This is a genomic window from Mycobacterium colombiense CECT 3035, from assembly GCF_002105755.1.
Classification (GTDB): domain Bacteria; phylum Actinomycetota; class Actinomycetes; order Mycobacteriales; family Mycobacteriaceae; genus Mycobacterium; species Mycobacterium colombiense.
This window is the reverse complement of sequence record NZ_CP020821.1, coordinates 3185704-3210948: the sequence shown is the minus strand read 5'-3', so window position 1 is coordinate 3210948 and position 25245 is coordinate 3185704. Positions and strand designations below refer to the sequence as shown.

The window sequence follows — 25245 nt, the reverse complement described above, 5'->3', positions numbered from 1 at the left end:
ACCATGGCAGAGAACACCGTTCAGTGGGACAAGGACGCCGACGGCATCGTCACGCTGACCCTGGACGACCCCACCGGGTCGGCCAACGTGATGAACGAGCATTACAGCGAGTCGATGCACAACGCTGTGGAACGTCTTGCCGCCGAGAAGGATTCGATCACCGGCGTGGTGATCACCAGCGCGAAGAAGACCTTCTTCGCCGGCGGTGACCTGAAGGGCATGATCAACCTCGGCCCGGAGAACGCCGGTGAGGCGTTCGACACCGTCGAGTCGGTCAAGCGTGACCTGCGCGCCCTCGAGACGCTGGGCAAGCCGGTGGTCGCGGCCATCAACGGCGCCGCACTGGGTGGTGGCCTGGAGATCGCGCTGGCGTGTCACCACCGCATCGCCGCGGACGTCAAGGGTCTGGTCGTCGGCCTGCCCGAGGTCACCCTGGGGCTGCTGCCCGGTGGCGGCGGCGTGACCCGCACCGTGCGGATGTTTGGTATCCAGAACGCGTTCATGAACATCCTGTCGCAGGGCACCAGGTTCAAGGCGGACAAGGCCAAGGAGATCGGCCTGGTCGACGAGCTGGTCGGCTCGGTCGAGGAACTGGTTCCCGCCGCGAAGGCGTGGATCAAGGCCAACCCCGACTCGCACGAACAGCCTTGGGACAAAAAGGGTTACAAGATGCCCGGCGGCACCCCGTCCAGCCCCGCGCTGGCCGGCATCCTGCCGTCGTTCCCGGCGCTGCTCAAGAAGCAGCTCAAGGGCGCGCCGATGCCGGCGCCGCGGGCCATCCTGGACGCGGCCGTCGAGGGCGCGCAGGTGGACTTCGACACCGCCAGCCGCATCGAGAGCCGCTACTTCACCCAGCTGGTCACCGGCCAGGTCGCCAAGAACATGATCCAGGCGTTCTTCTTCGACCTGCAGCACATCAACGGCGGTGGTTCCCGCCCGGACGGCATCGAGCCGGTCAAGATCAACAAGATCGGTGTACTCGGCGCGGGCATGATGGGCGCCGGCATCGCCTACGTCTCGGCCAAGGCCGGGTACGAGGTGGTGCTCAAGGACGTCAGCCTCGAGGCCGCCCAGAAGGGCAAGGCCTACTCGGAAAAGCTTGAGGCCAAGGCACTTCAGCGTGGGAAGACCACCGAGGAGAAGAGCAAGGCGCTGTTGGACCGGATCACGCCGGCCGCCGACCCGGCCGACCTCAAGGGCGTCGACTTCGTGATCGAGGCCGTGTTCGAGAACCAGGAACTCAAGCACAAGGTGTTCCAGGAGATCGAGGACATCGTCGAGCCCAACGCGCTGCTCGGGTCCAACACCTCGACGCTGCCGATCACCGGTCTGGCGACCGGCGTGAAGCGCCAGGAGGACTTCATCGGGATCCACTTCTTCTCGCCGGTCGACAAGATGCCGTTGGTGGAAATCATCAAGGGCGAGAAGACCTCTGACGAGGCGCTGGCCCGCGTGTTCGACTACACGCTGGCCATCGGCAAGACCCCGATCGTGGTCAACGACAGCCGGGGCTTCTTCACCAGCCGCGTCATCGGCACCTTCGTCAACGAGGCGCTGGCGATGCTGGGCGAGGGCGTGGAGCCGGCGAGCGTGGAGCACGCCGGGTCGCAGGCCGGTTACCCGGCCCCGCCGCTGCAGCTGTCCGACGAGCTGAACCTGGAGCTGATGCACAAGATCGCGACGGCCACCCGCAAGGGGGTCGAGGACGCGGGCGGCACCTACGAGCCGCACCCGGCCGAGGCCGTCGTCGAGAAGATGATCGAGCTCGGCCGGCCCAGCCGCTTGAAGGGTGCCGGCTTCTACGAGTACGCCGACGGCAAGCGGACCCGGCTGTGGCCGGGCCTGCGCGAGACGTTCAAGTCCGGCAGCGCGGAAATTCCGTTGCAGGACATGGTCGATCGCATGCTGTTCGCCGAGGCGCTGGAGACCCAGAAGTGCCTCGACGAGGGCGTGCTGACGTCGACCGCCGACGCCAACATCGGCTCGATCATGGGCATCGGGTTCCCGCCGTACACCGGTGGTAGCGCGCAGTTCATCGTCGGTTACCAGGGCGCGGGTGGCATCGGCAAGGAAGCTTTCGTGGCCCGGGCCAAGGAGCTGGCCGCCAAGTACGGCGACCGCTTCCTGCCGCCGGCGTCGCTGAGCTAAGTACTACAAACGCGAAAGCCCCCGAAACAACCAGGTTTCGGGGGCTTTCGCGTGTCGGCGTCGTGAAAAGCTAACCGCGCCTTTGAAACAGGTAGTACCAGGCGGGGGTCTTCTCGGCGCGGTCCAGCTCGCGTTCGGCCCCGGCCGACAGCAGCGTCCAGCTCTGGGTGAATCGCCGTTCCATCTCGGCGCGGTCGACGCCGCGCACCCCGACCCGCCCGCCCGGGACGAACGCCACGATCAGCAACCGCGCGTCCGGCGCCGCGACCGCGCTGATCTCGCGGACGTACGCGTCGCGATCCGCGTCGCTCATGTTGTGCAGGCAGCCGTTGTCGACGATCAGCTCGAAGTTCGCGCCGATGCCGGCCCGGCTCAGTTGGGTGACGTCGGCCTGGACGAACTCGACCGCGGCGCCGGCCGCGCGTGCCTTGGCGCGCGCCCGCTCCAGGGGCTTGGCCACGAAGTCGACCGCGGTGACCGTCCAGCCGTGCTGGGCGAGATAGATGGAGCAGTCACCGGTACCGCAGCCGACCTCCAGCGCCCGCCCGGCGGGCAGCGCCGCGGCGTCGCGCGTTCCCTCGACCAGGTCCCGCACGCTCTGCGCGAGCGGGTGACCATCCCACGGGGTGAAGCCCATGCGGTAGAAGATCCGGAACAGCGTTTGTTTGGAAGCCATAGCTCACCCTAGGCCGACCGCCGGGACGGGTCACCCTATCGGGAGGCGGCCGCGATGCGGCGCCATTCCTCCCGCGGGAACGCCCGGGGATCGGCCCGCAGCACTTGCACGCAGACATGGTCGGCCCCCGCGGACCGGTGCTCGGCGACGCGGCGCATGACGGCCTCCTCGTCGCCCCACGCGATGATCGCGTTGAAGAGACGATCGCTGACCTGCGCAAGGTCGTCTTGGGAGAAGCCGCTGCGCAGCAGGTTGTTGGCGTAGTTGGGCAGGGCCAAATACGAGCGCAGCCAATCGGTTCCGATCTGGCGGGCCTCGTCGGCGCTGTCGGTCAGGATCACCGTCTGTTCGGGAAGCAGCAACGGGCCCCGCCCCAAAGTCGAACGGGCGGAGGCGGTGTGCTCGGGGGTGACGAGATACGGGTGGGCGCCGCCGGCGCGGGTCGCCGACAGCGTCAGCATCTTCGGGCCGAGCGCGGCCAGCACCCGGCGTTCGGTGGGAACCGGCCGCGGCGCGGCATCCAGGCCGTCCAGGAAGGACGCCGTCGCCGCCAGCGGTTTGCGGTATCGCCCGGGTTGGCCCGCGTCGATCAGCGGGGCGTGGCTGACACCGATCCCGAGCAGGAAGCGGTCGCCGTGCTCGGCGGTCAGCGTCGCATAGGATTCGGCGACGTCGGCGGGCGCATGCATCCACAGGTTCAGGATTCCCGTGGCGATCACGGTCCGCCTGGTCGCGGCGAGCAGATGGGCCACCGCATCGAACACCGGCCCGCCGACATCGGGGATCCACAGCGCCGGGAAGCCCAGCTCGTCGAGTTCAGCTGCGGCCTCGGCGGATTCGGCCGGGTCGCCGTAGCGCAGTTGACTACTCCAGATTCCAACACCGGTCAGTTCCATGCGAGGCCTTCCCCTTCGTGGCCCGCGGCTGCCGCGGCCCTACGGGACATGCTGTCAGACGTCGCTTCGAGAGTATTCGGGCACCGGCATCGAATCGTGCATCCGGATGCCCTTGGTGTTGAGCTTGGCCAGGGAGCGCGACAGCGACCCGGGCATCGTCGAGATCAGCTGGGCGCCACGGGTTAACGCCCACACGCCAATTCGTGAACCGGGGATGATGCCCCTGGCGGCGCCGCGCGCGAAAGTCCGGCTGCGGTGCACCGGTTCGTGCATCCGCAATTCGTAGGCGGCGAAGGCGCGCAGGTGGTCGCCGTCGGCCTCGGCCAGTTCGCCGGCCAGCACGTAGGCGCCGAGGACGGCGAGGCTGGTGCTGCCGCCCACCGCGGGTCCCGGGCAGTATCCGGCGTCGCCGACCAGGGTGACCCGGCGACGCGACCACCGGTCGGTGCGCAGTTGCGTGATCGAGTCGAAGTAAAACGTGGGTGTGCGCTCCACCTCGTCCAGCCAGCTGTCCACCTGGTCGTGCATCCCGGTGAACGCCTGGCGCAGTAATTCCTTCTGCCGCAACGCATCGCGATGGTCGTAGTCCAATTCCGCTTTGCTGCGGAACATGAACACCGCGCGGGCGTCGTCCAGATGATCGGCCGTGTAGATCCCGGCGAAACGGCCGGCACCGACGTGAGCGACCATCTCGCCGGGATCGACCAGCCCCTTGGGCGCGGACACCACGGACAGGTACCCCCCGAGGAAGCGGGTCAGGTCGGCCTCCTCGCCGAAGGTCAGGCGCCGGACGTGGGAGTGCAGCCCGTCGGCGCCCACGATGACGTCGAAGGTGCGCGCGGGCGCGTGCTCGAAAGTCACGGTGCCGTCGTGCTCGATCGCGGTGATCGAGTCGCCGAATACGTACTCGACGTCGTCACTGGCGGCGTCGTAGTAGATCTCGCTCAGATCGTCGCGCATGATCTCCACGTGCCGGTCGGAGGTGGCGGCGTAGATCTTGGTGAGGTCGATCCGGGTGCCCTTTGTCCGGCCTTCCCGGTGCATCGTCAGCCGTTCCGTGCCGGTGGCCAGTGCCTCGATGCGCGGGAGCACGCCCATCTTCGCCGAGATTTCCATCGCGGGGCGGAACAGGTCGACCGCGTGGCCGCCGGTTTTGCGCAGCGTCGGCGCGCGCTCCACGACGGTGACATCGAAGCCGTACCGCGTCAGCCAGTACGCCAGGACCGGACCGGCGATGCTGGCGCCAGAGATGAGTATCCGCATGGTCACCTCCACTTACTTAACGTTCGGTAAGCATAACATCCCGCTTACCTATCGGTAAGTCAGATAAACTCGTGGGGTGAGCAGGCCCCGGTCGGACACCCGTGAGCGCATCCAGGAGGTCGCGCGCGAGCTGTTCCTGCAGCGGGGCGTGCAGCGCACCAGCCTGCAGGACATCGCCAATGCGCTGGGCATCACCAAACCCGCGCTGTACTACCACTTTCCGTCACGCGAAGACCTGGTGCGCAGCATCCTGGTGCCGCTGATCGACGAGGGCGAACAATTCGTCGCCGAGCACGAGGGCCGCCGCCACAATGACGCGCGCGAGCTGCTGGAGGGCTACTTCGACTTTCACTACCGGCACCGACGGGACCTGGTGCTGCTGTTGACCGAGCTCTCCACGCTGATCGACCTCGACCTCATCGACACCGTGCTGGCGTGGCGCGAGCGGCTGGCCAGGCTGGTGTTCGGCAAGAAGCCGACGCTCGCGCAGTCCACTCGCGCGGTGGTCGCGTTCGGCGGCTTGCAGGACTGCTGCGTGCAATTTCCCGATGCGCCCCACGAGGAGCTGCGCGACAAGTCGGTGGCGGCCGCGCTCGACGCGCTGGGCCGCTGAGGCGAAAAGGCCTTAACCGGCCGGGCCGCGCCGCCACCGGGCTACAGTCCCGGTATGCGCTTTGGACTCTTCATCCCGCAGGGCTGGCGGATGGACCTGGTTGACATCGAACCCGAAAAACACTGGGCGGTGATGCGCGACCTGGCCACCTACGCCGACAACAGCGCATGGGACTCGATGTGGGTCTACGACCACTTCCACACCGTGCCGATGCCGACCGCCGAGGCCACCCACGAGGCCTGGTCGCTGATGGCGGCGTACGCGGCCAGCACGTCGCGGATCAAACTCGGCCAGATGTGCACGGCGATGAGCTACCGCAACCCCGTGTACCTGGCCAAGGTGGCCGCGACGGCCGACGTGATCTCCGGGGGCCGCATCCAGATGGGTATCGGCGGCGGCTGGTACGAACACGAGTGGCGCGCTTACGGTTACGGATTCCCCTCGGCGGGTGTGCGATTGGGCCGTCTGGACGAAGGCGTGCAGATCATGCGCGATGCCTGGCGCGACGGCAAGGTCAGCTTGGACGGGAAGCATTATCAGGTCGACGGCGCGATCGTCGAACCGAAACCGTTGCAGGACGGGGGTATTCCGTTCTGGATCGCCGGTGGCGGCGAAAAGGTGACGTTGCGCATCGCCGCGCGGTACGCGCAATACACCAACTTCACACCGGAGCTCGAGGCCTTCAAACACAAATCCGAGGTGCTGGCGGAGCACTGTCGCGAGGTGGGCACCGACTTCGACGCGATCGTGCGCTCGGCCAACTTCAGCGCAATCATCGGCACCTCCGAGGACGACGTCGAAGACCGGAGGCGGCGGATACGCGACCGGATGTCCCGTTACGTCCCCGAGGCGGCGGCCGATGCCATGCTCTCCGGCGGTTCGGAGGGGGCGACGGGCACGACGGAACGAGTCATCGAGCGGATCGCCAAGGTGCGCGACCTCGGGTGCGAATACGCGATCTGCTACTTCCCCGAGGCGGCCTATGACCGCTCCGGCATCGAATTGTTCGAACGCGAAGTGATTCCGGCGCTGAGCTAGATGTCGCTGGTGACGTACCTGGTCTTGGCCGGGGGCGCGGCCAACAGCGGGGGAAGCTGGGTCAGCTTGCCCTCGCCGGCGCGAAACGCGCGGTAGGCCTCGTCGTGTTCGACCGTCTCCCACAACTCGTAGATGAGCCAGTGCGCTTCGTCGTCCTCGTCGACAAGGACGTCGGTGCGGACATTGCCGTCGAACGCCCGGGTGTCCTGCAGCGCCCGGCCCATCAGCTCGCGCCCCGCGGCGACCTCGTCCGGCTTGAATCTGAGCTCGAGTATCACGGTGACCGTCATGGGCCCAACCTAGCGCCGAGCCCAGGGCGACCGTTGGCCTGGCCTTCCGCACGCGTATGAGAATGTGGTTTCCACTTTTCGGAAAGCTGTTATACGGTTCAGTGAGCAACATTCTGTTGGCGGATTGCGGACGATCCTGGAGGATCCCTCGATGCAGAAGGCATTAGCCCCCGAGATCTCTACCTGGCCCGATGAGAGCCCGCAGCTGATCGGCAGCCGATGCGGCAGCTGTGCGGCCACCACCTTCCCGGTGCAGCAGTGGTGCCCACGGTGCAGCGCCGCCGAGATGTCCGACGTGCTGTTGCCCCGGCGCGGGACGCTGGTGGCGTGGACCACCCAGGGCTTCCCGCCCGGCGCCCCCTATGCCGGCCCGACCGGCAAGGAGTTCGTGCCATTCGGCGTGGGGCTGGTCCAGCTCGGTGACGTCATCCGCGTCGAGGGCCGGTTGACCGAGAACGACCCGGCCAAGTTGCAGTTCGGCCAGGAAGTCGAACTCACCATGGTGCCTTTCGCGACCGACGACGAGGGCGCCGAAATCATCACCTTCGCGTTCCAGCCGGTCTAGCGGGTCGCCGCCCTCTGATTAGGAGCACATGAGATGACCAACGACGTCGCCATCATCGGCGTGGGCCTGCACCCGTTCGGCCGGTTCGACAAGACCGCGATGCAGATGGGCGCCGAGGCCGTCCAGCTCGCGCTCAAAGACGCCGGCGTGGACTGGAAGGACATCCAGTTCGGCTTCGGCGGCAGCTACGAGGTCTCGAATCCCGACGCGGTGACCCGCCTGGTCGGGCTGACCGGCATCACGTTCACCAACGTGTTCAACGCCTGCGCCACCGCGGCCAGCGCCATCCAGCAGACCGCCGACACCATCCGGCTGGGCAAGTACGACATCGGCATCGCGATCGGGCTGGACAAGCACCCGCGCGGCGCGTTCACCGACGACCCCGCCAAGCTGGCGCTGCCCCAGTGGTACGCCAACAACGGCCAGTTCGTCACCACCAAGTTCTTCGGAATGAAGGCCAACAAGTACATCCACGACCACAACATCTCGCAGGAGACATTGGCGCGGGTGGCCAACAAGAACTTCCGCAATGGTGCGCTGAACCCGAATGCGTTCCGGCGCAAGGAGATCTCCGTCGAGGAGATCCTCAACTCGCCCGCGCTGAACTACCCGTTGACCCAGTACATGTTCTGCGCGCCCGACGAGGGCGCCGCCGCGGTCGTCATGTGTCGCGCGGACATGGCCGAGAAGTTCACCGACAAGCCGGTTTACGTGCGTGCCTGCGAGATTCGGACCCGGCGTTTCGGTGCCTACGAGGTGCACGCCACGTCGGCGCCGCTGGACGAGGACGCCTCACCGACGGTGTATGCCGCCAAGGCCGCCTACGAGGCGGCCGGCATCGGCCCGGAGGATGTCGACGTCGCGCAGCTGCAGGACACCGACGCCGGCGCCGAGGTGATCCACATGGCCGAGACCGGTCTGTGCGCGGACGGCGAGCAGGAGAAGCTGCTGGCCGACGGCGCCACCGAAATTCACGGCTCGATGCCGGTCAACACCGACGGCGGGCTGATCGCCAACGGCGAGCCGATCGGCGCGTCGGGGCTGCGGCAGATGCACGAACTGGTGCGGCAGTTGCGTGGCGAGGCGGGGGAGCGTCAGGTGCCCGGCAACCCGCGCGTCGGGCTGGCCCAGGTGTACGGCGCGCCCGGAACAGCATCGGCGACCATACTGTCGCGCTGAACCGCCTGCGCCCTAACCCTTTTCAGGTCCGATCGCCGTCGGCCCGGTCATGCGGCGTATTCGGGTAAGGCGATGTCGTCGCGGAATTCACTCCGGACGACCCGATCGGCCAGTCGCTGGATGTTCAACAGTTTGGACGCCTGGTTGCGGGTCCACAGACCTAGTGCCGTCTTTGGCGCGAACATCGTGGCGAATGCGCGCGCCGACCGCTGCCTGGCCTCGACGATCGGGCGCAGCTGACGCTCATAGCTACGGAACGCATTCGCGTAATCGGCTCCCGCGCGGTTGAGTTCGCCCGCCAGTGTGTAGGCCTGCACCATCGCCAGGCCCGTGCCTTCGCCCGCCAGCAACGAGACCGCGGCCGCGGCGTCACCGATGAGCGCTACCCGCCCGTCCGACCACCGGTCCATGACGATTTGGCTGGTGCGGTCGAAGTAGACATCGGCGGCCCCGTCGAGTCGGCGCAGGATCTCCGGGCATTCCCAGCCCACGTTGCCGAAGACCCGACGCAGGGTTGACTTGGCCTGCGACACGTCTTGCGGATCGGGACCGCCCATGTGATGAGCGGTGAAAACAAAAAGGAACATGGTCTTCTCGTCACGCATTGCGAATCGGGCGACCATGCGCCCCGGCTGGGTGTAGGCGAGGTAGACGAGTTCATCACGCGGCTGATAGCCCTCCGCTTCGAACGCCGCGACTCGGTAGCCGAGATCCGTCTCGAACCTGGATTGCGGGCCGAACACCAACTCCCGCACGGGACAATGGATTCCACCCGCACCGATGAGCAGGTCGAATCGCCGTGACCCGCCGCCCTCGAGTGTGACTCGCACGCCCGAGTCGAGCTGCTCGATCGCCGAGACGCTTTCACCGAACAGAGTTTCAGCACGGTCGTCTATAGAGCGATAGATCGTGGCCGACAGATCACCACGGGGCACGGTGACGAACCGGTCATCGACGTTTCGCCGGAACGGTTCAGCCGAAAAGCCGCCCACCCGCTTCGAATTCCGGTCCACGAGTCGCACCTCCCGCACCGCGTACCCCGTGGCGTGCAGCTCGGCGGTGAGTCCCATGCGCTCGGCAACGGCGTACCCGCCACCCCAAAAGTCCACGATGTAGCCGCCGGTGCGGAGTCGCGGCGCCTTCTCGATCAGGGTGGGTTCGTGCCCATACCGCGACAGCCAGTACGCGAGCGTGGGCCGGCGATGCCGGCGCCGACAATGGCGATCTTCATGTGCCCGCCTCCGCGGTGACGAATGGCATTACTATAGCACTATGCAATAGTTGCAGTAGGTTATCAACTGCGGTGCCGGGGGCCGTAAGGACGTTGATCGCCCCGTCGGTGTGGGGAGGAGTCGCTGTGCTAGAGGAACGTACGGGCATGCCCGCGGGCATTCGTGTGCTCGAAGCCACCGGGACCGTGACGGCGGCGGATTATGAGCGCAACTTCGCGCCGATGGTCGAACAAGCGGAGCGCACAGGCGGTCGATTGCGACTGATATACGAATTCGGCCCGGAATTCGAGCGCATTACGGCCGGAGCGCTATGGGCAGACGCGCGACTGGGGGCCGGTTATCTGCGGTTGCTCGACGGGTGTGCCGTCGTGAGCGATATCGGCTGGATTCGGGCGACCAGCCGCGCCATCGGCAGCTGGATGCCGTGCCCGCTTCGGGTGTTCCGCAACGACGAACGCGATGACGCCGTCGCGTGGCTGGCCTCGCTGGCGCAGTGCCCTGGCGTGTCCGCCCGCGATCTGGCCAAGGCCTACGTCGGCGGGGTCGGCGCCGCTCTCGTCACCCTAGGCGGGTTCGCGTTCTCGAAGAGCGGTCAAGAGCCTGAATAGGATTCGTCGAGCACGGCACACTGACCGGCCCAGGCTAAATCGCCGGCCCCAGCAGGTCGTCGGCGTCGCGGATGATGTAGCCGTAGCCCTGCTCGGCCAGGAAGCGCTGCCGGTGCGCGGCGTACTCCGCGTCCAGGCTGTCGCGTGCCACCACGGAATAGAAGATGGCGCCGCCACCGTCGGACTTGGGCCGCAGCAGCCGGCCCAGCCGCTGCGCCTCCTCCTGTCGTGAGCCGAAGGTTCCCGAAACCTGCACTGCCACAGCGGCTTCCGGAAGGTCGATGGAGAAGTTCGCGACCTTGGACACCACCAGGGTGGACAACTCGCCGCGGCGGAAGGCGTCGAACAGCTCTTCGCGTTCCTTGGTCCGGGTGGACCCCTGGATCACCGGGGCGTTCAGCTCGGCACCGAGCTCGTCGAGCTGATCGAGGTAGGCGCCGATCACCAGCGTCTGCTCACCCGGATGTTTCGCCAGGATCGATTTGACCACAGCGATTTTGGTGTGCACCGTCGAGCACAGCTTGTACCGCTCTTCGGGTTCGGCGGTGGCATAGAGCATCCGCTCGTTGTCGGTCATGGTGACGCGCACCTCGACGCATTCGGCCGGCGCGATCCACCCCTGCGCCTCGATGTCCTTCCACGGCGCGTCGTAGCGTTTCGGGCCGATCAGCGAGAAGACGTCGCCCTCGCGGCCGTCCTCGCGGACCAGCGTGGCGGTCAGGCCCAGGCGCCGCTTGGACTGCAGATCGGCGGTCATGCGGAACACCGGCGCAGGCAAGAGATGGACCTCGTCGTAGATGATCAGGCCCCAGTCCCGGCTGTCGAACAGCTCCAGGTGCCGGTACTCGCCCTTGGTGCGCCGGGTGATCATCTGATACGTCGAGATGGTGACCGGGCGAATCTCCTTGCGTTCGCCGGAGTATTCGCCGATTTCGTCCTCGCTGAGCGACGTGCGCGCGATCAGCTCGCGCTTCCATTGCCGCGCCGCGACGATGTTCGTGACCAGGATCAGCGTCGTCGCACCGGCTTTCGCCATGGCGGCCGCGCCGACCAGCGTCTTACCGGCACCGCACGGAAGCACCACCACCCCGGACCCGCCGGACCAGAACGAGTCGGTGGCCATCTGCTGATAGTCGCGCAGGTGCCAGCCGTCCTGCGCCAGGCTGATCGGGTGCGCTTCACCGTCCACGTAGCCGGCGAGATCCTCTGCGGGCCAACCGATTTTGAGTAGCATCTGCTTGACGCGGCCGCGTTCGCTGGGGTGCACGATGACGGTGTCGTCGTCGATGCGGGCGCCGAGCATCGGGGCGATCTTCTTGTTGCGCAGCACCTCTTCGAGCACGGCGCGGTCCAGGCTCACCAGCGTCAGGCCGTGCGCGGGGTGCTTCACCAATTGCAGGCGGCCGTACCGGGCCATGGTGTCGACGATGTCGACCAGCAGCGGCTGCGGCACCGCGTAGCGCGAGAAGCTCACCAGCGCGTCGACCACCTGCTCGGCGTCATGACCGGCGGCGCGCGCGTTCCACAGCGCCAGCGGCGTGATGCGGTAGGTGTGCACGTGCTCGGGCGCGCGTTCCAGCTCGGCGAACGGCGCGATGGCGGCGCGCGCCGCGCCGGCCTGCTCGTGGTCCACCTCGAGCAGGACCGTCTTATCCGACTGCACGATCAACGGTCCGTCAGACATCGTCAGCGCCACTCCTCCTCATCTGTGCTCCTGCACGCCACCCATTATCGGGCGGTGGCCGACACGACCGACGTGATGCGGTGGATGGCGAAGTCACGCAGCCGGCCGGACGCCGAATCAAAGGCCACCAGCTGACCGCCCTTGACGGTGATGGGCGACACCACGCGCTGGGTGGCCACGCCGGCCGCATCCAGATAACCGATCACCAGGGTGTCTTGTTCCTTGGCCGCGCGCTGCAGCTGGGCCATGGTGACGGCGGGGTCGACGCGGATGTTGCCGAACGGTGCGGCGGTCACCTTGCGCAGCACCGCGACCACCGCGTTGAGGCTTTCGCTGTTGGGACGCCGGACCGGGCGATACGGCCGGCGCTGCTGGGGTGTCGCCACCCGGGCCCCGCGCGGACGCACGTCGACGATGGCGCCCGAGGAGTCCTCGGCGGCCGGGGCGAAGCCCGCGGCGCGCAACGCGACCAGCACCTCGCCGATGGGCGCCGGCGACACCGCGACCGTCGGCGCCAGCGCCCGCAGCTGCACCTCCTCGGTCGCCGGCGCGGCCACGGCCTGCGCCAGCAGCGCGGGGTCCTCGCAGCGCACGAACGACGCGGCCATGCCGATCCGCAGCTGCCCGTGCCGGCGCGCGACGTCGTCGATGAGATAGGTAAGCCCCTGCGGCACCGGCGTTTTGGAGTGCCTGGCGAACAGGGAATGCATCCAGTCGCGGGTCTTGCCGACGTCGAGTGCATGCCGGATCGACTGCTCGCTGACCCGGTACACCATCGCGGTGCCTGCCGATTCGACGGTGGCAACGACGGCGAGTTGCTCGGCCAGGTCGCGTTCCAGCGGCCCGGGTACAACCACGGTGAGGTCCGCCTGCACCAGGAAGTGGTCGACCGGCTTGGGCAGGGCCCGGTTCATCGCCTCGATCGCAACCTGCGGATCCCCGTCGTCGTCCAGCAGCGCCCGCCCGGGCGTGCTGATCGCCCCGCGGCCCACCAGGCCCAGGGCGTTGCTCTCGGCGAGCAGGTCCCCGACGGGTCCGGGTTGCAACCGCTTCGCCCAGCGCGGACGCCGCCAGATCAGCGCCGCGGAGGCTGCCGCCGCGTCGACGCCGGCGCCCGGGGACAGTTCGGACAACATGCCGAGTAGCAGCCGGCGATCCAGCGGCGCGGCCGTGGAGTACAGCCCGTCGGTGAGGGCGCCGTAGGGCTTGGCGTCGGGCCCGCGGGTGCCGATCAGCGCCGGGCGGCCGGGAAGGTCGAGCCAACTGCTCGCCAACAGCTGCCAGCGTTCGGCGGCCGACATCGCGGCGTACCGGTCGGTGGCGATCGTCGGGGCCCAGTACGGTGCCTCGCCGCTGACCGGCTCGGGGTCGGGCATGCCGCTGGCGATCAATCCGGCCGCGGCCGCGACTTCGAGGATCAATCCCAGCCTCGTCTCCTCGATGCCGGTCACCTTGCTCAGCCGCTTGACGTCACGTATGCCCAGCCCGCCGCTGCGCAGCTCGGAAACCGGCGCGGCGGACAGCGTTTCAAGCAGGACGTCGACCTCGTGCAGCAAGTCGATGACGGCCCCCGCGGCCGCCGCGTCGGCGTCGCCGGCCGTGGTCGTCGACACCACCGGGTCGGGCGCGGTCAACTGCATCGGGCCGGGCTGCTCGCCGCGCAGCACCTGCCCGACGTGGCGGGGCAGGATCACCGTCTCGGCGTCGATGCGCCGCAGCAGCCCCAACGCCAGCAGCTGGGGCACCGGCCGGTCGGCGGGCGCGCCGGGCGCCGCGTCGCGGGTGCGGCCCATCGGGGAGCCCTCGAGAAGTTTCTCCAGCACGTCGAGCTGCGCCTGGGTGAGGTCGTCGATCAGGCCGGCGATCTCCTCGGCGCTGCGTGAGGCGTCCTCGAGAATGACCTGGCCCGGATGCCATGGCAGTCCTGTTGCGGCGTCGGCGGCAACCCGCAGCGCGGCCTCGCCCCAGACCAGGGCGCGTTGCCGGAGGTCGTCGACGGCGCCGAGGACCTCGGTTTCGGGGGCGCGGTCATCGATCAGTGCCAGCAGCTTCGCGGTCGGCACCGGCTCCACGTCGGCCTGCAGCACCAGCAGCGCGTCCAGAACGGCCAGGCGCAAAAAGTCGAGGTCGTCGGTGCCGGCCTTGATCGACTGGCGGGCCTGGGCGCGCGCGGCCAGTGCGGCGATGCTGCCGGGTGGGGGCTGGGCGAGGTCCGGCCGCAACTCCAACAGTCGGATCAGCCGCTCATCGGATAACTCGGCCAGCCAAGACCCCAGCGGGATATCCGGGGTGTTGTCGGTCATTGCTGACCAGCGTAAAGCAGGTTGCCGGTACCGAGCAGAGCCCGATGAGTGATCGCCTCACCAGAGCGGCGACCATCGGCGGCACGGGCCACGCATCCGCGAACTCCGGTCTTGCGCCACGCGCTGGGGGGCCACCTGTAAGAATGGACCTCGTGGCTGACACTGCTGAGGGCAAAGCACGCAAGACGAAGTATGTCGACAACGGCTGGCCGACGACAGACCCCGACGACCATGCGGTCAGCGAGCTCGTGACCGATCGCACGGGCGCGCTGTCCCCCTTCGGCGAGCTGGTCTTCCCGTTGCCCTCCACCGATCTGCCCTACCTGCACCCGGTCACCGTCGTCAATCGGTAGGACGCCAGATGGCTAGGGCCTCTGAGGCCTCCGAAGCCTCGGCGAGCCGGTGGTCGGCAGACTCCGGCTCGGGCGCCCTGTCACACCTGGACGACCAGGGGGCGGCGCACATGGTCGACGTCAGCGAAAAGGTAGCCACCAAGCGGACCGCGGTCGCCGCCGGGGTCCTGCGCACCTCGGCGCAAGTGGTGGGGCTGATCTCGACCGGCGGCCTGCCCAAGGGCGACGCGCTGGCCACCGCGCGGATAGCCGGAATCCAGGCCGCGAAGCGCACCAGCGACCTCATCCCGCTGTGTCATCAACTTGCGCTCACGGGGGTCGACATCGACTTCACCGTGGGCGAGTCTGAGATCGAGATCGTCGCAACGGTGCGCAGCACCGACCGCACGGGGGTGGAAATGGAAGCGCTGACCGCCGTCAGCGTCGCGGGCCTGACGCTCTACGACATGATCAAGGCGGTCGACCCGGCCGCACGAATCGACGACATTCGAGTGCTGCGCAAGGAAGGCGGCAAAACCGGAAGGTGGGCGCGCCCATGAGTTCCCGTTCAGCCCGCGTCATCATCGCCTCGACCCGCGCGTCGTCGGGGGTGTATGACGACCGCTGTGGCCCGATCATCGCCGAATGGCTGGCGGAGCGGGGCTTTGCCGACGTGCAGCCGGAGGTGGTCGCCGACGGGCCGCCCGTCGGTGACGCGCTGCGCACCGCGATCGACGCGGAGGTCGACGTCATCATCACCTCGGGTGGCACCGGCATCTCGCCCAGCGACAGCACACCGGACCAGACCGTGGCCGTCATCGACTACATGGTGCCCGGGCTTGCGGAAGCAATCCGCCAGTCCGGCCTGCCCAAGGTGCCGACGTCGGTGCTGTCGCGCGGCGTGTGCGGTGTGGCCGGGCAGACCCTGATCGTCAACCTGCCGGGTTCGCCCGGAGGGGTGCGCGACGGCCTCGGCGTGCTCGCCGGTGTGCTCGACCACGCGCTCGACCAGCTCGCCGGTAAAGACCACCAGCGATGACGCTCGTCGTGCGCGCCGCGATGACCGAGCAGCCGATCTCACTCGCCGAACACGAAGAGCTGGTGGGCCATCAGGCGGCCGGGGCCATCGTCGGGTTCGTCGGCATGATCCGCGACCACGACGGCGGACGGCGGGTGGTGCGACTGGAGTACTCCGCGCACCCCTCGGCCGAGCAGGTCATCGCCGAGGTGGTGGCCGATGTCGCCGAGCAGTCCAGCGGCGTGCGCGCCGTCGCCGCCAGCCATCGCGTCGGCGCACTGCGCATCGGGGAGGCCGCGTTGGTCGCGGCCGTCGCCGCCGATCACCGGCAGGCGGCATTCGCCACCTGCGCGCACCTGGTGGACACCATCAAGGCGCGGCTACCGGTGTGGAAACACCAATTCTTCGCCGACGGCACCGAGGAGTGGGTCGGCTCGGCCTGACGTCCTGGGCCGCGGCCGGCCACCGAAATCGTGCGCCGTGCCCGACACGCCCCGAACAGGAGGGTTTTCGGGGCGTGCGGGGAGTGTGGCGGGGTTAGGCGCTGGGCGCCGGCTGAGCGAGAGCGTCCAGCGCGTCGTTGCCCTGAACGTCCTGGGCCCGGATGGCGTCCCACAGCTGCTGGGTGTAGCCGGCCTCGGAGGCGTGCTGCGGCATGCCGGCCGGTACGAAACCGCGGAAGTCCGTGTCCACGACGGGAGGTGCGTCCGCTGGCGGTGCGGGCGGCATCGCGTCGGCCGGAGGCGGGACGTCGGCCGGAGGAGCCGGCGGCAGGTCCGCCGGGGGCGGCGGAGCGTCCGGCGGGGCCGGCTGGTCGAACGAGGCCAGCTGCACCGGGGCGGGCGGATCCGCGGGCGGCGGGGGCGGCGGCGGAGGAGCGTCCGGCGGGGGCGCGTCCGCGGGCGGGGCGAGCGGCGCGGGGGCGCCGTTGAGGCCGGGTGCGTCCAGCGCGGCAGGCGCGGGCAGGTCGCGCTGGGTGGGACCCGACAGCGGGCCACCGCACACGGGCCAGGCGCCACGGCCCTGGGTGGCGAGCACCCGCTCGGCGACGGCGATCTGCTGTTCTTTGGTGGCGAGCTCGGCCGACGGGGCGTATTGGCCGCCGCCGTGCGAGGCCCACGTGCTCGAGCTGAACTGCACGCCGCCGTGGTAACCGTTGCCGGTGTTGATGGCCCAGTTGCCGCCGGATTCGCAACGGGCTACCTGATCCCATTCGCCATCGGTGGCCGCGGCCGCCTGGCCGGCAAGGGCGATGCTGCCGCCACCGAGAACCGCACCGGTGAAGGCGATCTTGGCGACGCTGATGTTTGAACTGCTGGGCTTACGGTGACGTCCACTCATACGCGCCGGTGTATTCCTCTCTCGTCACGCGCCTGCGAGGTCAGCTGTCGGGTTCGGGTTGGAGAGGCCACCCGGCCGGCGTTGTCGTCGTGCGAGACGACGCCGGCTTCACCCCTAGGAGCCGCGAGCGGCCCCAATCCGATCACGGTGGACCGGTGGGTCCCCCGTCTCCATCCATGTAGTTCGGTGGCCCCCCGCCTATTGGATGGAGCTCGGCGCGATAGGGAGGGGAGGTCCGCCAATCGGGATGGCTGGCGAGCCTTCGGAGACGGTAACGGTTTCTGTTGGTCCCGTCACGTCTTGCGAAACCCGGCGTTTCCCTCTCGGCCACCCGCGAAAACCGCAGGAACACATAGTGTTTGCGCAGGTCAATATGCGTGAGATCGGAGCGTGACCGCGCCGTTATCAATCCGTTACGTGAGATAACTCACAGTTTCAGCCGCCAGAAAAGGGCGGCAGCACATCAATCGTGTCACCGGTTTGCAACGCTGTGGTCTCGTCGCGGACGGCGATCCCGTCCCGCAGGTACGAGCACCGGGTCAGCACGGTGGCCAGCCGGGACCCCCGCACGGCGAGCCGCTCGACCAGTTCGCCGACCGTGGTGCCGGGGCGCAGCACCACCGTCTCCGACTCGACACCCGCGGCCGCGCGCGCGGCCGCGAAGTAGCGCACCGTCACCTGGACGCCGCTGGCTTGGACGGGGGTCTGTCCCGTGGGGCTAGCCACCGATCGCGCTCATCGGGCGATTGGGCTGGATGAAGTTCGGGTCGTTGATGCCGTGGCCGGCGGGCTTGCCCCACATCGCGGTGCGCCACGCCGCCTCGATCGCGTCGTCGGGCGCCCCTCCGCGCAGCAGGCCGCGCAGGTCGGTCTCCTCCTTGGCGAACAGGCAGCTGCGGATCTGGCCGTCGGCGGTCAACCGGGTCCGGTCACACGCCCCGCAGAACGCGTGCGAGACCGACGCGATGACGCCGAACTTGCCGCTCGGCGTGCCCGGGCCGGTGTCCACCAGCCACAGCTCGGCGGGCGCGGATCCGCGCGGCGTCGGGTCGGGCCGCAGCCGGAAGTGCGGGCGCAGCGCCGCCAGCACGTCGTCGGCGCTCAACGCCGCGTCCCGTCGCCATTGGTGCCCGGCGTCCAGCGGCATCTGCTCGATGACGCGCAACTGGTAGCCGTGCTCGAGGCAGAACCGCAACAGCCCCACCACGTCCTCGCGGCCGGTGCTGGGGTCGAGCACGGCGTTCACCTTGACCGGGGTCAGGCCGGCCTCCTGGGCGCCGGCCAGGCCGGCCAGCACGTCGGGCAGCCGGTCGCGGCGGGTGATGGCCGCGAAATTCTTCCGGTCCACGCTGTCCAGTGAGACGTTGACCCGGTTCAGGCCGGCCGCGGCGAGCCCGGCGGCGCGGCGCGCCAGCCCGACGCCGTTGGTGGTCAGCGAGATCTCGGGGCGCGGCTGCAGGCCGGCGGCCGCGGCGACGACCTCTTCGAGGTGGCGCGCCAGCAGGGGTTCGCCGCCGGTGAACCGCACGCTGGTCACCCCCAGCCGGGTGACGGCGATGCGCATCAGCCGGGCCAGTTCGTCGGCGCTGAGCAGCTGCTCGCCGGGCAGCCAGTTCAGGCCCTCCGCCGGCATGCAATAGCTGCACCGCAGGTTGCAGCGGTCGGTCAGCGACACCCGCAAATCGGTGGCGACCCGCCCATAGGTATCCACCAGCGGGCCGGTGGTCGGCGCGTCCGCGGGTACGGCCGGACCGCCGCCGCGGCTCGGCACCGTCGGAACGCCCAGCGTCGTCAGGGTCATGCGGCCACCGGCGGCACATAGTGGGTCGGCGAGCTGACCGGAACGATCTGCTTGCCCAGCGGCATCAACGACACCGGAATGAGTTTGAGGTTGGCCAGCGCCAGCGGAATGCCGACGATCGTGACCGCCATCGCCGCCGCGCTGACCAGATGGCCGATCGCCAGCCAGACACCGAACAGCACCACCCAGATGACGTTTCCGATCAGGGCGCCCGACCCCGCGGTCGGCTTGTCGACGATGGTGCGGCCGAACGGCCACAGCGCGTAGGAGGCGATGCGCAGCGACGCGAAGCCGAACGGAATGGTGATGATCAGCACGAAGCTCAGCAGCGCCGCAGCCAAGTATCCGACGGCCATCCACAGGCCGCCGAAGACTAACCAGATGACGTTCAGGATCAGGCGCATATCTCCTCCGCGGGTACCACCAAGCGTACCGAGTGCCCGATAACGGGGGTGCTCGTTACCCAGGCATCCGAGTAGGATCAGACTCCTAATACGGCGTCCTGCGCAGGCGGGACGCTTATTGTGTTGCCTATTTCTATTGATTCGTTAGACAAGCAGGTGAGACCAGTGCCGACGGGCAAGGTTAAGTGGTACGACGCTGACAAGGGCTTCGGCTTTCTGTCGCAGGAGGACGGCGAAGACGTGTACGTCCGCTCGTCGGCGTTGCCCGCCGGGGTCGAGGGCCTCAAGGCGGGCCAGCGTGTGGAGTTCGGCATCGCCTCTGGGCGGCGTGGGCCGCAAGCGTTGAGCCTCAAGCTGATTGAGCCGCCGCCGAGCCTGACCAAGACCCGCCGCGAGGCGCCCGCCGAGCACAAGCACAACCCCGACGAGCTGCACGGCATGGTCGAGGACATGATCACCCTGCTGGAAAGCACCGTGCAGCCCGAGTTGCGTAAGGGGCGCTACCCGGACCGCAAGACCGCCCGCCGGGTTTCCGAGGTGGTCAAGGCCGTGGCCCGGGAGCTCGACGCCTGACACCGGCCTGCACGCGCTGATGCGTGGCCGGTGAGCACGGACCTCAACGCGTGCGCAGCTGACAGCGTGGCGAGCGCCGCGCGGGGGTACTCCGACGTGGCGTCAGTCGTTTAGCGAGGAGGCCGCGATGGCTCAGCAAGCGCACGTCACCGAGGAGCAGGCACGAGCTGTTGCCGAAGAATCACGCGAAACCGGCTGGGATAAGCCTTCTTTCGCGCAGAACCTGTTTCTGGGTCGATTTCCACTGGAGCTGATACACCCATTTCCCAAACCCCCTGACAGCGACGAGGCGCGCACCCGCGCGTTCCTGGACGGGTTACGACAATTTCTCGGCACCATCGACGGCAGCGTCATCGAACGCGATGCGCAGATTCCCGACGAATATGTGAAGGGTCTAACCGACCTCGGCTGCTTCGGCATGAAGATACCGTCGGAGTACGGCGGCCTGAACATGTCGCAGGTCGCCTACAACAGGGCCTTGATGATGGTGACGAGCGTGCACCCCAGCCTCGGCGCATTGCTGTCCGCCCATCAGTCCATCGGAGTGCCCGAGCCGCTCAAGCTCGCGGGCACCGAGGAACAGAAGCGGAAGTTTTTGCCGCGGTGCGCGGCGGGCGCCATTTCGGCGTTTCTGCTCACCGAGCCCGACGTCGGATCCGACCCGGCGCGGTTGGCCTCCACGGCGACGCCGACCGACGACGGCGAGGCCTACGAACTCGATGGCGTGAAACTGTGGACCACCAACGGCGTGGTCGCCGAGTTGCTGGTGGTCATGGCGCGGGTTCCCAAGGCGGACGGGCATCGCGGCGGCATCAGCGCTTTCGTGGTCGAGGCCGATTCGCCGGGCATCACCGTGGAACGGCGCAACAAGTTCATGGGGTTGCGCGGCATCGAGAATGGTGTGACGCGGCTGCACGGCGTGCGGGTTCCGCGCGCCAACCTGATCGGCCGGGAAGGCGACGGCCTGAAGATCGCGCTGACCACGCTCAACGCCGGGCGGCTGTCGATTCCGGCGAGCGCGACGGGGTCGTCGAAGTGGGCGCTCAAGATCGCGCGCGAGTGGTCCGGTGAGCGGGTGCAGTGGGGCAAACCGCTTGCCGAACACGAGGCCGTGGCGCGCAAGCTCTCGTTCATCGCCGCGACGGTCTACGCGCTTGACGCCGTACTCGAACTGTCCGCCCAGATGGCCGACGAGGGGCGCAACGACATCCGGATCGAGGCGGCGCTTGCGAAGTTGTGGTCCAGCGAGATGGCATGCCTGATCGTCGATGAGGTCATGCAGATCCGCGGGGGCCGAGGTTATGAGACCGCAGAGTCGCTGGCCGCCCGCGGCGAACGGGCCGTGCCGGTCGAGCAGACGCTGCGCGACCTGCGGATCAACCGCATCTTCGAAGGATCCAGCGAGATCATGAGGCTGCTCATCGCCCGCGAGGCGGTCGACGCTCACCTCGCCGCCGCCGGCGACCTCGCCAAGGCTGACGCGGGTCTGCGGCAGAAGGCCGCCGCCGCGGTCGGGGCCAGTGGATTCTACGCAAAGTGGTTGCCGCAGTTGGTTTTCGGTGAAGGTCAGCGGCCAAGCGCCTATCGGGAGTTCGGCGCGCTGGCGTCACACCTGCGGTTCATCGAACGCTCCAGCCGCAAACTGGCCCGCAACACCTTCTACGGGATGGCGCGCTGGCAGGCCAAGCTGGAGCAGCGCCAGGCATTCCTCGGGCGCATCGTCGATATCGGCGCAGAACTGTTCGCGATGTCCGCGGCGTGCGTGCGCGCGGAGGCTCAGCGGGCCGCGGATCCGGAGGTCGGGCGGCAGGCCTACGAGCTGGCCGAGGCGTTCTGCGAGCAGGCGACCCTGCGGGTCGAGACGTTGTTCCGTGGATTGTGGGACAACACCGACGACAGTGACGTCCGACTCACCCGCAATCTCCTGCGGGACCGTTATACCTGGCTCGAGGACGGGATCCTCGATCAGTCCGAGGGCACCGGCCCGTGGATCGCGCACTGGGAGGAGGGTCCCTCCACCGAGAAAAACCTGGCCCGCCGGTTCTTATCCGGCGATCGTTCGGCAACAAGCCCGAGCTGAGAGACGATGGGAGCTATGGCTTCCTACGTTGCTCCGGCAGGCGAATTCACCCGCGACACCGACTACATCACCACCCGCATCACCGCCGATGGGCGCGACGGCTATCCGGTCGAGCCCGGGCGGTATCGGCTGATCGTTGCCCGGGCGTGCCCGTGGGCCAACCGCGCGATCATCGTGCGCCGCTTGCTGGGTCTGGAAAGTGTTCTCTCCATTGGCTTTTGCGGCCCCACGCACGACGAGCGCAGCTGGACGTTCGACCTGGATCCCGGCGGTGTCGACCCGGTGCTGAAGATCCCGCGGCTGCAGGACGCCTACTTCAAGCGGTTCCCCGACTACCCCAAGGGCATCACGGTGCCCGCGATCGTCGACGTGCCGACCGGCGCGGTGGTCACCAATGACTTCGCGCAGATGACGCTGGACCTGTCGACGGAATGGTCGGCCTACCATCGCGACGGGGCGCCCGAGCTATATCCCGAGCGGCTACGTGCGGAGATCGACGAGGTGAGCAAGAGGGTCTACACCGAGATCAACAACGGCGTGTACCGGTGCGGGTTCGCCGGCTCGCAGCAGGCCTACGACGCGGCCTACGACCGGTTGTTCACCGCGCTGGATTGGGTGAGCGAGCGGCTGACCAATCAGCGATTCCTGGTGGGCGACACCATCACCGAGGCCGACGTGCGCCTGTTCACCACCCTGGCCCGCTTCGACCCGGTGTATCACGGGCATTTCAAATGCAATCGCACCAAATTGAGCGAGATGCCGGTGCTGTGGGCCTACGCGCGAGACCTGTTCCAGACGCCCGGTTTCGGTGACACCGTCGACTTCGTCCAGATCAAGCAGCACTACTACATCGTGCACGCCGACATCAACCCCACCCGGATCGTGCCCAAGGGGCCGGACCTGACCGGCTGGTTATCCCTGCATGGGCGAGAGAGCTTGGGCGGCAAGCCCTTCGGGACGGGGACACCTCCCGGGCCGCCGGTCGAGGGGGAACACGTGCCCGCCGGGCACGGGGCCTGAGCGGCGCGGTCGGCCCTCAGAAGGTCAGCCGCACCGACCATTCCGCGTGCGGCACGTCGCGCAGCTCGCCCGCGGGATCCACCGCCAGCGTCAGCAACTGCACCACGATCCCGGCCAGGCGCCCGCGGTGCGGGTCGACCGAGGGGATGGTCACGGCGAACCGGGTGCCCGGCCGGAAGATCGTGCTGGTGGTGTTGGTGGGGTCGTCGTAAACCTGCAGCAACCGCCAGGGTGCCCGGTAGATGGCGTCGGGCACCGAGAGCTGAATCGGGTAGCGCTCGCTGACCCGCAGCTCGCCCTGGTTCTGCGGCGTCTCGCAGTCTTCGAGGTTGAGCACGTTGCAGTACAGGTACGGCCCCACCCGGGTCAGGTGGCCGTGTGAATACGCGCTGATCTCGGGGTGCCGCGGTCCGGAGCGGCCGACCAACAGCCAGGTCGCGACGCCGGCGCCGACGCAGAGCACAGCCACCAGGCAGGCGAGCAGCACCGCCACACCCCGCTTGCTTCGGGACTTCACTCGGCAACCACCGCCGTGGCGCCGACACCGCGGCGCTTGCCCTCCTGCTCGACCATGATCGGCCTATTCCCTCCCAGGCCGGGAATCAGTGAGTTGCCGCGGAAGCTGACCAAGGTCTGCGCCAGGCCCAGGATGAGCAGCGCGGTCACCGCGGTGAAGCCGACCCACAACTCGGTGTACACCAACACCCCCAGCGCGCCGCCGAGGACCCAGGCCAACTGCAGCGTCGACTCCGAGCGCCCGAAGCCCGACGCGCGGGACTCCTCCGGCAGGTCGTTCTGCAGCGACGCGTCCAGCGACGCCTTCGCGATGGCGCTGGATCCCGACGTGACCAGGGTGGCGATCACGGCCAGCATCAGGTTGCCGGCCACCGCGGCGGCCAGCGCGACGGCGCTCACCGCCACGGTGCAGCGCACCACCAGCGCGGCGGGCCGGCCCAGCTTCAGGCGTGCGCTGGTGAAGTTGCCGACGAAATTGCCGATCCCGGCCGCGGCGCCGATCATCCCGAGCATCGCGATCTGGGCCCAGCCGTTGGCCTGGTGGGCCTTGGCGACGAACGCGGGATACAGGAACAGGAAGCCCACCATGACCTTGATGGTGCAGTTACCCCAGAGCGAGGTGATGATGTTGCGGCCCAACGGCTGTCGCAGCGCCCCGCTGACTTCCTTGTGCCAGCTGCGCCGCAGCGGTTCGCTGTCCTGGCGATAGCTCAGGGTGGCGGGAACCTCACCGGCGGTCACCTCGACCCAGCGCGGTATGCGCATCGACAGCATGGCGCCGGCGATCGTCACCGCGATCACCACGAACAGCGCGCCGGGCAGCTTGAACAGATGAGTGCAGGCGAATTCGACGCCACCCGCGATCGCGCCGCCGACGATGGTGCCGCCCAGCAGACCGAACGTGGTCAGCCTGGCGTTGACCCGCACCAGGTCGATGGTCGGCGGCATCACCCGCGGTGTCACCGCGCTGCGCAGCACGCTGAACGACTTCGAGAACACCATCATCGCGAGCGCGCACGGATAGAGCACCCACGACGGGAAGCTGCCGCTGGCGCCGTCGTAATTCATCACCAGCAGCACGGCCAGCGCGGTGCGCAGGGCGAACGACGCGGCCAGGGCGACGCGGCGGCCGTGCTGCAGCCGGTCCAGCGCTGGGCCGATCAGCGGTGCGATCACCGCGAACGGCGCGATTGTGATCAACAGATACAGCGCCACCCGGCCCTTGCTCTCGCCGGTGGCCGCCGCGAAGAACAACGTGTTGGCCAGGGCGACGGCCATCGCGGCGTCGACCGCGAAGTTGGCCACCACGGGCCACGTCAGCGCCGTCAGGCCGGACTTGTCGGCGCCGTCGGCCGTCGCGGCGCGCTGCACCATCCAGTACATCCGCGAACCCATCTCGCGGCTGCGCAGCGCCGCGGCGCGGGTGACGGTGATCCGCTCGCCGGACACCGGACCGCGGGGCGTCGCGGCGCTGTGGCGTTCCGGCTCCGGCTGGTGGCCCAGCGGGGGCAGGTAGCGGTTGGCGCTCGGCATCGGCGACGGGCGGCGGGTGCGCCGATCGGCGGCCCCGCCGGCGGGGTAATTAACCGCGCCCGGATGCTGTGAGGCGGCGCCATTGCGCGGCCGGCGGCCCGGCTGAGGGGCCACGCGGCCCGGATTGTTTTG

The 25245-nt window shown here is 68.4% G+C and carries 25 protein-coding genes, 1 pseudogene and 1 riboswitch; of the genes and pseudogenes, 13 read left to right on the top strand and 13 right to left on the bottom strand.

The annotated features are described in order from the left end of the window. The first annotated feature begins 3 nt into the window (after positions 1–3). Positions 4–2148, top strand: a complete 2145-nt coding sequence (locus tag B9D87_RS14695; RefSeq protein WP_007777219.1) for a 3-hydroxyacyl-CoA dehydrogenase NAD-binding domain-containing protein — start codon at positions 4–6, stop codon at positions 2146–2148. A 70-nt stretch (positions 2149–2218) separates the two neighbouring features. On the opposite strand, the gene B9D87_RS14690 is transcribed toward B9D87_RS14695, so the two are convergent. The 3 genes from B9D87_RS14690 to B9D87_RS14680 are packed head-to-tail and all read right to left on the bottom strand — an operon-like array spanning position 2219 to position 4983. Continuing rightward, a complete protein-coding gene (locus B9D87_RS14690; RefSeq protein WP_007777216.1) occupies positions 2219–2824 on the bottom strand; it encodes a class I SAM-dependent methyltransferase in 606 nt (201 codons plus the stop codon). Between the two features lie 35 nt (positions 2825–2859). Next, the gene (locus B9D87_RS14685) at positions 2860–3720 is read right to left on the bottom strand and encodes an LLM class F420-dependent oxidoreductase (RefSeq protein ID WP_007777214.1); all 861 of its coding nucleotides are present in this window, start codon (positions 3718–3720) and stop codon (positions 2860–2862) included. Between the two features lie 54 nt (positions 3721–3774). Beyond that, the gene (locus B9D87_RS14680; protein WP_040632094.1) at positions 3775–4983 is read right to left on the bottom strand and encodes an FAD-dependent monooxygenase; all 1209 of its coding nucleotides are present in this window, start codon (positions 4981–4983) and stop codon (positions 3775–3777) included. 76 nt (positions 4984–5059) lie between these two features. Between B9D87_RS14680 and B9D87_RS14675 the strand changes: the two genes are divergently transcribed. Together B9D87_RS14675 and B9D87_RS14670 are read left to right on the top strand one after the other, a co-directional pair. Next, positions 5060–5596 carry a TetR/AcrR family transcriptional regulator gene (locus tag B9D87_RS14675; RefSeq protein WP_007777208.1) on the top strand — a complete coding sequence of 179 codons (537 nt, stop codon included), beginning with the start codon at positions 5060–5062 and terminating at the stop codon, positions 5594–5596. Between the two features lie 54 nt (positions 5597–5650). Beyond that, the gene (locus B9D87_RS14670) at positions 5651–6634 is read left to right on the top strand and encodes an LLM class F420-dependent oxidoreductase (RefSeq protein WP_007777206.1); all 984 of its coding nucleotides are present in this window, start codon (positions 5651–5653) and stop codon (positions 6632–6634) included. Here the strand turns inward: B9D87_RS14670 and B9D87_RS14665 are convergent. Next, complete coding sequence (locus tag B9D87_RS14665; RefSeq protein WP_007777203.1) at positions 6631–6924, bottom strand: putative quinol monooxygenase; 294 nt, start codon at positions 6922–6924, stop codon at positions 6631–6633. The two genes, B9D87_RS14670 and B9D87_RS14665, sit on opposite strands and share 4 nt — an antisense overlap. Before the next feature lie 151 nt (positions 6925–7075). On the opposite strand from B9D87_RS14665, the gene B9D87_RS14660 reads away from it, so the two are divergent. Together B9D87_RS14660 and B9D87_RS14655 are read left to right on the top strand one after the other, a co-directional pair. After that, positions 7076–7489: a Zn-ribbon domain-containing OB-fold protein gene (locus B9D87_RS14660; protein ID WP_007777200.1), complete on the top strand. Its 414-nt coding sequence runs from the start codon at positions 7076–7078 to the stop codon at positions 7487–7489. Positions 7490–7522: 33 nt separating this feature from the next. Further along, entirely contained in the window at positions 7523–8668 is a 1146-nt protein-coding gene (locus B9D87_RS14655; protein ID WP_007777198.1) for a thiolase family protein, read from the top strand. Between the two features lie 47 nt (positions 8669–8715). On the opposite strand, the pseudogene B9D87_RS14650 reads toward B9D87_RS14655, so the two are convergent. Then, a pseudogene (locus B9D87_RS14650) lies at positions 8716–9899 on the bottom strand (FAD-binding domain). Positions 9900–10046: 147 nt separating this feature from the next. Here B9D87_RS14650 and B9D87_RS14645 point away from each other — a divergent pair. Continuing rightward, complete coding sequence (locus B9D87_RS14645; protein WP_007777193.1) at positions 10047–10508, top strand: SpoIIAA family protein; 462 nt, start codon at positions 10047–10049, stop codon at positions 10506–10508. A 34-nt stretch (positions 10509–10542) separates the two neighbouring features. On the opposite strand, the gene B9D87_RS14640 is transcribed toward B9D87_RS14645, so the two are convergent. Both B9D87_RS14640 and B9D87_RS14635 read right to left on the bottom strand, forming a co-directional pair. Then, positions 10543–12192 (bottom strand): DNA repair helicase XPB, encoded by a 1650-nt coding sequence (locus B9D87_RS14640; protein WP_040632093.1) that lies wholly within the window; start codon positions 12190–12192, stop codon positions 10543–10545. 44 nt (positions 12193–12236) lie between these two features. Then, the gene (locus B9D87_RS14635; RefSeq protein WP_007777189.1) at positions 12237–14495 is read right to left on the bottom strand and encodes a helicase-associated domain-containing protein; all 2259 of its coding nucleotides are present in this window, start codon (positions 14493–14495) and stop codon (positions 12237–12239) included. A gap of 152 nt (positions 14496–14647) precedes the next feature. On the opposite strand from B9D87_RS14635, the gene B9D87_RS14630 reads away from it, so the two are divergent. From B9D87_RS14630 to B9D87_RS14615, 4 genes are read left to right on the top strand one after another with little or no spacing between them, the layout of a single operon-like run. Beyond that, complete coding sequence (locus tag B9D87_RS14630) at positions 14648–14848, top strand: hypothetical protein (protein ID WP_174320979.1); 201 nt, start codon at positions 14648–14650, stop codon at positions 14846–14848. A gap of 8 nt (positions 14849–14856) precedes the next feature. Beyond that, on the top strand, positions 14857–15387 hold the full coding sequence (gene moaC, locus B9D87_RS14625) for a cyclic pyranopterin monophosphate synthase MoaC (protein ID WP_080598663.1): 531 nt from the start codon (positions 14857–14859) through the stop codon (positions 15385–15387). Next, complete coding sequence (locus B9D87_RS14620; protein ID WP_007777180.1) at positions 15384–15866, top strand: MogA/MoaB family molybdenum cofactor biosynthesis protein; 483 nt, start codon at positions 15384–15386, stop codon at positions 15864–15866. Before moaC ends, B9D87_RS14620 begins: the two co-directional genes overlap by 4 nt. Then, on the top strand, positions 15863–16288 hold the full coding sequence (locus tag B9D87_RS14615; protein WP_007777178.1) for a molybdenum cofactor biosynthesis protein MoaE: 426 nt from the start codon (positions 15863–15865) through the stop codon (positions 16286–16288). Before B9D87_RS14620 ends, B9D87_RS14615 begins: the two co-directional genes overlap by 4 nt. Positions 16289–16382: 94 nt before the next feature. On the opposite strand, the gene B9D87_RS14610 is transcribed toward B9D87_RS14615, so the two are convergent. From B9D87_RS14610 to B9D87_RS14595, 4 genes are all read right to left on the bottom strand, one after another. After that, positions 16383–17186 (bottom strand): transglycosylase family protein, encoded by an 804-nt coding sequence (locus B9D87_RS14610; protein ID WP_007777176.1) that lies wholly within the window; start codon positions 17184–17186, stop codon positions 16383–16385. Positions 17187–17199: 13 nt separating this feature from the next. Next, positions 17200–17385: riboswitch (cyclic di-AMP (ydaO/yuaA leader) on the bottom strand. A gap of 236 nt (positions 17386–17621) precedes the next feature. Continuing rightward, positions 17622–17912, bottom strand: a complete 291-nt coding sequence (locus B9D87_RS14605; RefSeq protein ID WP_007777175.1) for a MoaD/ThiS family protein — start codon at positions 17910–17912, stop codon at positions 17622–17624. Next, a complete protein-coding gene (moaA, locus tag B9D87_RS14600; RefSeq protein WP_007777173.1) occupies positions 17905–18987 on the bottom strand; it encodes a GTP 3',8-cyclase MoaA in 1083 nt (360 codons plus the stop codon). Before moaA ends, B9D87_RS14605 begins: the two co-directional genes overlap by 8 nt. After that, positions 18984–19391 (bottom strand): YccF domain-containing protein, encoded by a 408-nt coding sequence (locus B9D87_RS14595; protein WP_007777170.1) that lies wholly within the window; start codon positions 19389–19391, stop codon positions 18984–18986. The genes moaA and B9D87_RS14595 overlap by 4 nt, the downstream gene beginning before the upstream one ends. Before the next feature lie 165 nt (positions 19392–19556). Between B9D87_RS14595 and B9D87_RS14590 the strand changes: the two genes are divergently transcribed. The 3 genes from B9D87_RS14590 (at position 19557) to B9D87_RS14580 (ending at position 23064) form a co-directional block, all read left to right on the top strand. Beyond that, on the top strand, positions 19557–19964 hold the full coding sequence (locus B9D87_RS14590; protein WP_007777168.1) for a cold-shock protein: 408 nt from the start codon (positions 19557–19559) through the stop codon (positions 19962–19964). A 127-nt stretch (positions 19965–20091) separates the two neighbouring features. Further along, on the top strand, positions 20092–22044 hold the full coding sequence (locus B9D87_RS14585) for an acyl-CoA dehydrogenase family protein (RefSeq protein WP_007777166.1): 1953 nt from the start codon (positions 20092–20094) through the stop codon (positions 22042–22044). 15 nt (positions 22045–22059) lie between these two features. After that, positions 22060–23064, top strand: coding sequence for a glutathione S-transferase family protein (locus B9D87_RS14580; protein WP_007777164.1), 1005 nt, complete (start codon positions 22060–22062; stop codon positions 23062–23064). Positions 23065–23080: 16 nt separating this feature from the next. Here the strand turns inward: B9D87_RS14580 and B9D87_RS14575 are convergent, their stop codons facing one another. After that, complete coding sequence (locus B9D87_RS14575) at positions 23081–23581, bottom strand: DUF2771 domain-containing protein (protein ID WP_040631996.1); 501 nt, start codon at positions 23579–23581, stop codon at positions 23081–23083. Further along, on the bottom strand, positions 23578–25227 hold the full coding sequence (locus tag B9D87_RS14570; protein WP_007777160.1) for an MFS transporter: 1650 nt from the start codon (positions 25225–25227) through the stop codon (positions 23578–23580). Before B9D87_RS14570 ends, B9D87_RS14575 begins: the two co-directional genes overlap by 4 nt. Between the last annotated feature and the right edge of the window lie 18 nt (positions 25228–25245).

What these genes read in the sequence shown, in the direction of transcription:
- B9D87_RS14695 (WP_007777219.1), top strand. Translation starts at nt 4, where the DNA reads ATGGCAGAGAACACCGTTCAGTGGGACAAGGACGCCGACGGCATCGTC.
- B9D87_RS14690 (WP_007777216.1), bottom strand. Translation starts at nt 2,824, where the DNA reads ATGGCTTCCAAACAAACGCTGTTCCGGATCTTCTACCGCATGGGCTTC.
- B9D87_RS14685 (WP_007777214.1), bottom strand. Translation starts at nt 3,720, where the DNA reads ATGGAACTGACCGGTGTTGGAATCTGGAGTAGTCAACTGCGCTACGGC.
- B9D87_RS14680 (WP_040632094.1), bottom strand. Translation starts at nt 4,983, where the DNA reads ATGCGGATACTCATCTCTGGCGCCAGCATCGCCGGTCCGGTCCTGGCG.
- B9D87_RS14670 (WP_007777206.1), top strand. Translation starts at nt 5,651, where the DNA reads ATGCGCTTTGGACTCTTCATCCCGCAGGGCTGGCGGATGGACCTGGTT.
- B9D87_RS14665 (WP_007777203.1), bottom strand. Translation starts at nt 6,924, where the DNA reads ATGACGGTCACCGTGATACTCGAGCTCAGATTCAAGCCGGACGAGGTC.
- B9D87_RS14660 (WP_007777200.1), top strand. Translation starts at nt 7,076, where the DNA reads ATGCAGAAGGCATTAGCCCCCGAGATCTCTACCTGGCCCGATGAGAGC.
- B9D87_RS14655 (WP_007777198.1), top strand. Translation starts at nt 7,523, where the DNA reads ATGACCAACGACGTCGCCATCATCGGCGTGGGCCTGCACCCGTTCGGC.
- B9D87_RS14645 (WP_007777193.1), top strand. Translation starts at nt 10,047, where the DNA reads ATGCCCGCGGGCATTCGTGTGCTCGAAGCCACCGGGACCGTGACGGCG.
- B9D87_RS14640 (WP_040632093.1), bottom strand. Translation starts at nt 12,192, where the DNA reads ATGTCTGACGGACCGTTGATCGTGCAGTCGGATAAGACGGTCCTGCTC.
- B9D87_RS14635 (WP_007777189.1), bottom strand. Translation starts at nt 14,495, where the DNA reads ATGACCGACAACACCCCGGATATCCCGCTGGGGTCTTGGCTGGCCGAG.
- moaC (WP_080598663.1), top strand. Translation starts at nt 14,857, where the DNA reads ATGGCTAGGGCCTCTGAGGCCTCCGAAGCCTCGGCGAGCCGGTGGTCG.
- B9D87_RS14620 (WP_007777180.1), top strand. Translation starts at nt 15,384, where the DNA reads ATGAGTTCCCGTTCAGCCCGCGTCATCATCGCCTCGACCCGCGCGTCG.
- B9D87_RS14615 (WP_007777178.1), top strand. Translation starts at nt 15,863, where the DNA reads ATGACGCTCGTCGTGCGCGCCGCGATGACCGAGCAGCCGATCTCACTC.
- B9D87_RS14610 (WP_007777176.1), bottom strand. Translation starts at nt 17,186, where the DNA reads ATGAGTGGACGTCACCGTAAGCCCAGCAGTTCAAACATCAGCGTCGCC.
- moaA (WP_007777173.1), bottom strand. Translation starts at nt 18,987, where the DNA reads ATGACCCTGACGACGCTGGGCGTTCCGACGGTGCCGAGCCGCGGCGGC.
- B9D87_RS14595 (WP_007777170.1), bottom strand. Translation starts at nt 19,391, where the DNA reads ATGCGCCTGATCCTGAACGTCATCTGGTTAGTCTTCGGCGGCCTGTGG.
- B9D87_RS14585 (WP_007777166.1), top strand. Translation starts at nt 20,092, where the DNA reads ATGGCTCAGCAAGCGCACGTCACCGAGGAGCAGGCACGAGCTGTTGCC.
- B9D87_RS14580 (WP_007777164.1), top strand. Translation starts at nt 22,060, where the DNA reads ATGGCTTCCTACGTTGCTCCGGCAGGCGAATTCACCCGCGACACCGAC.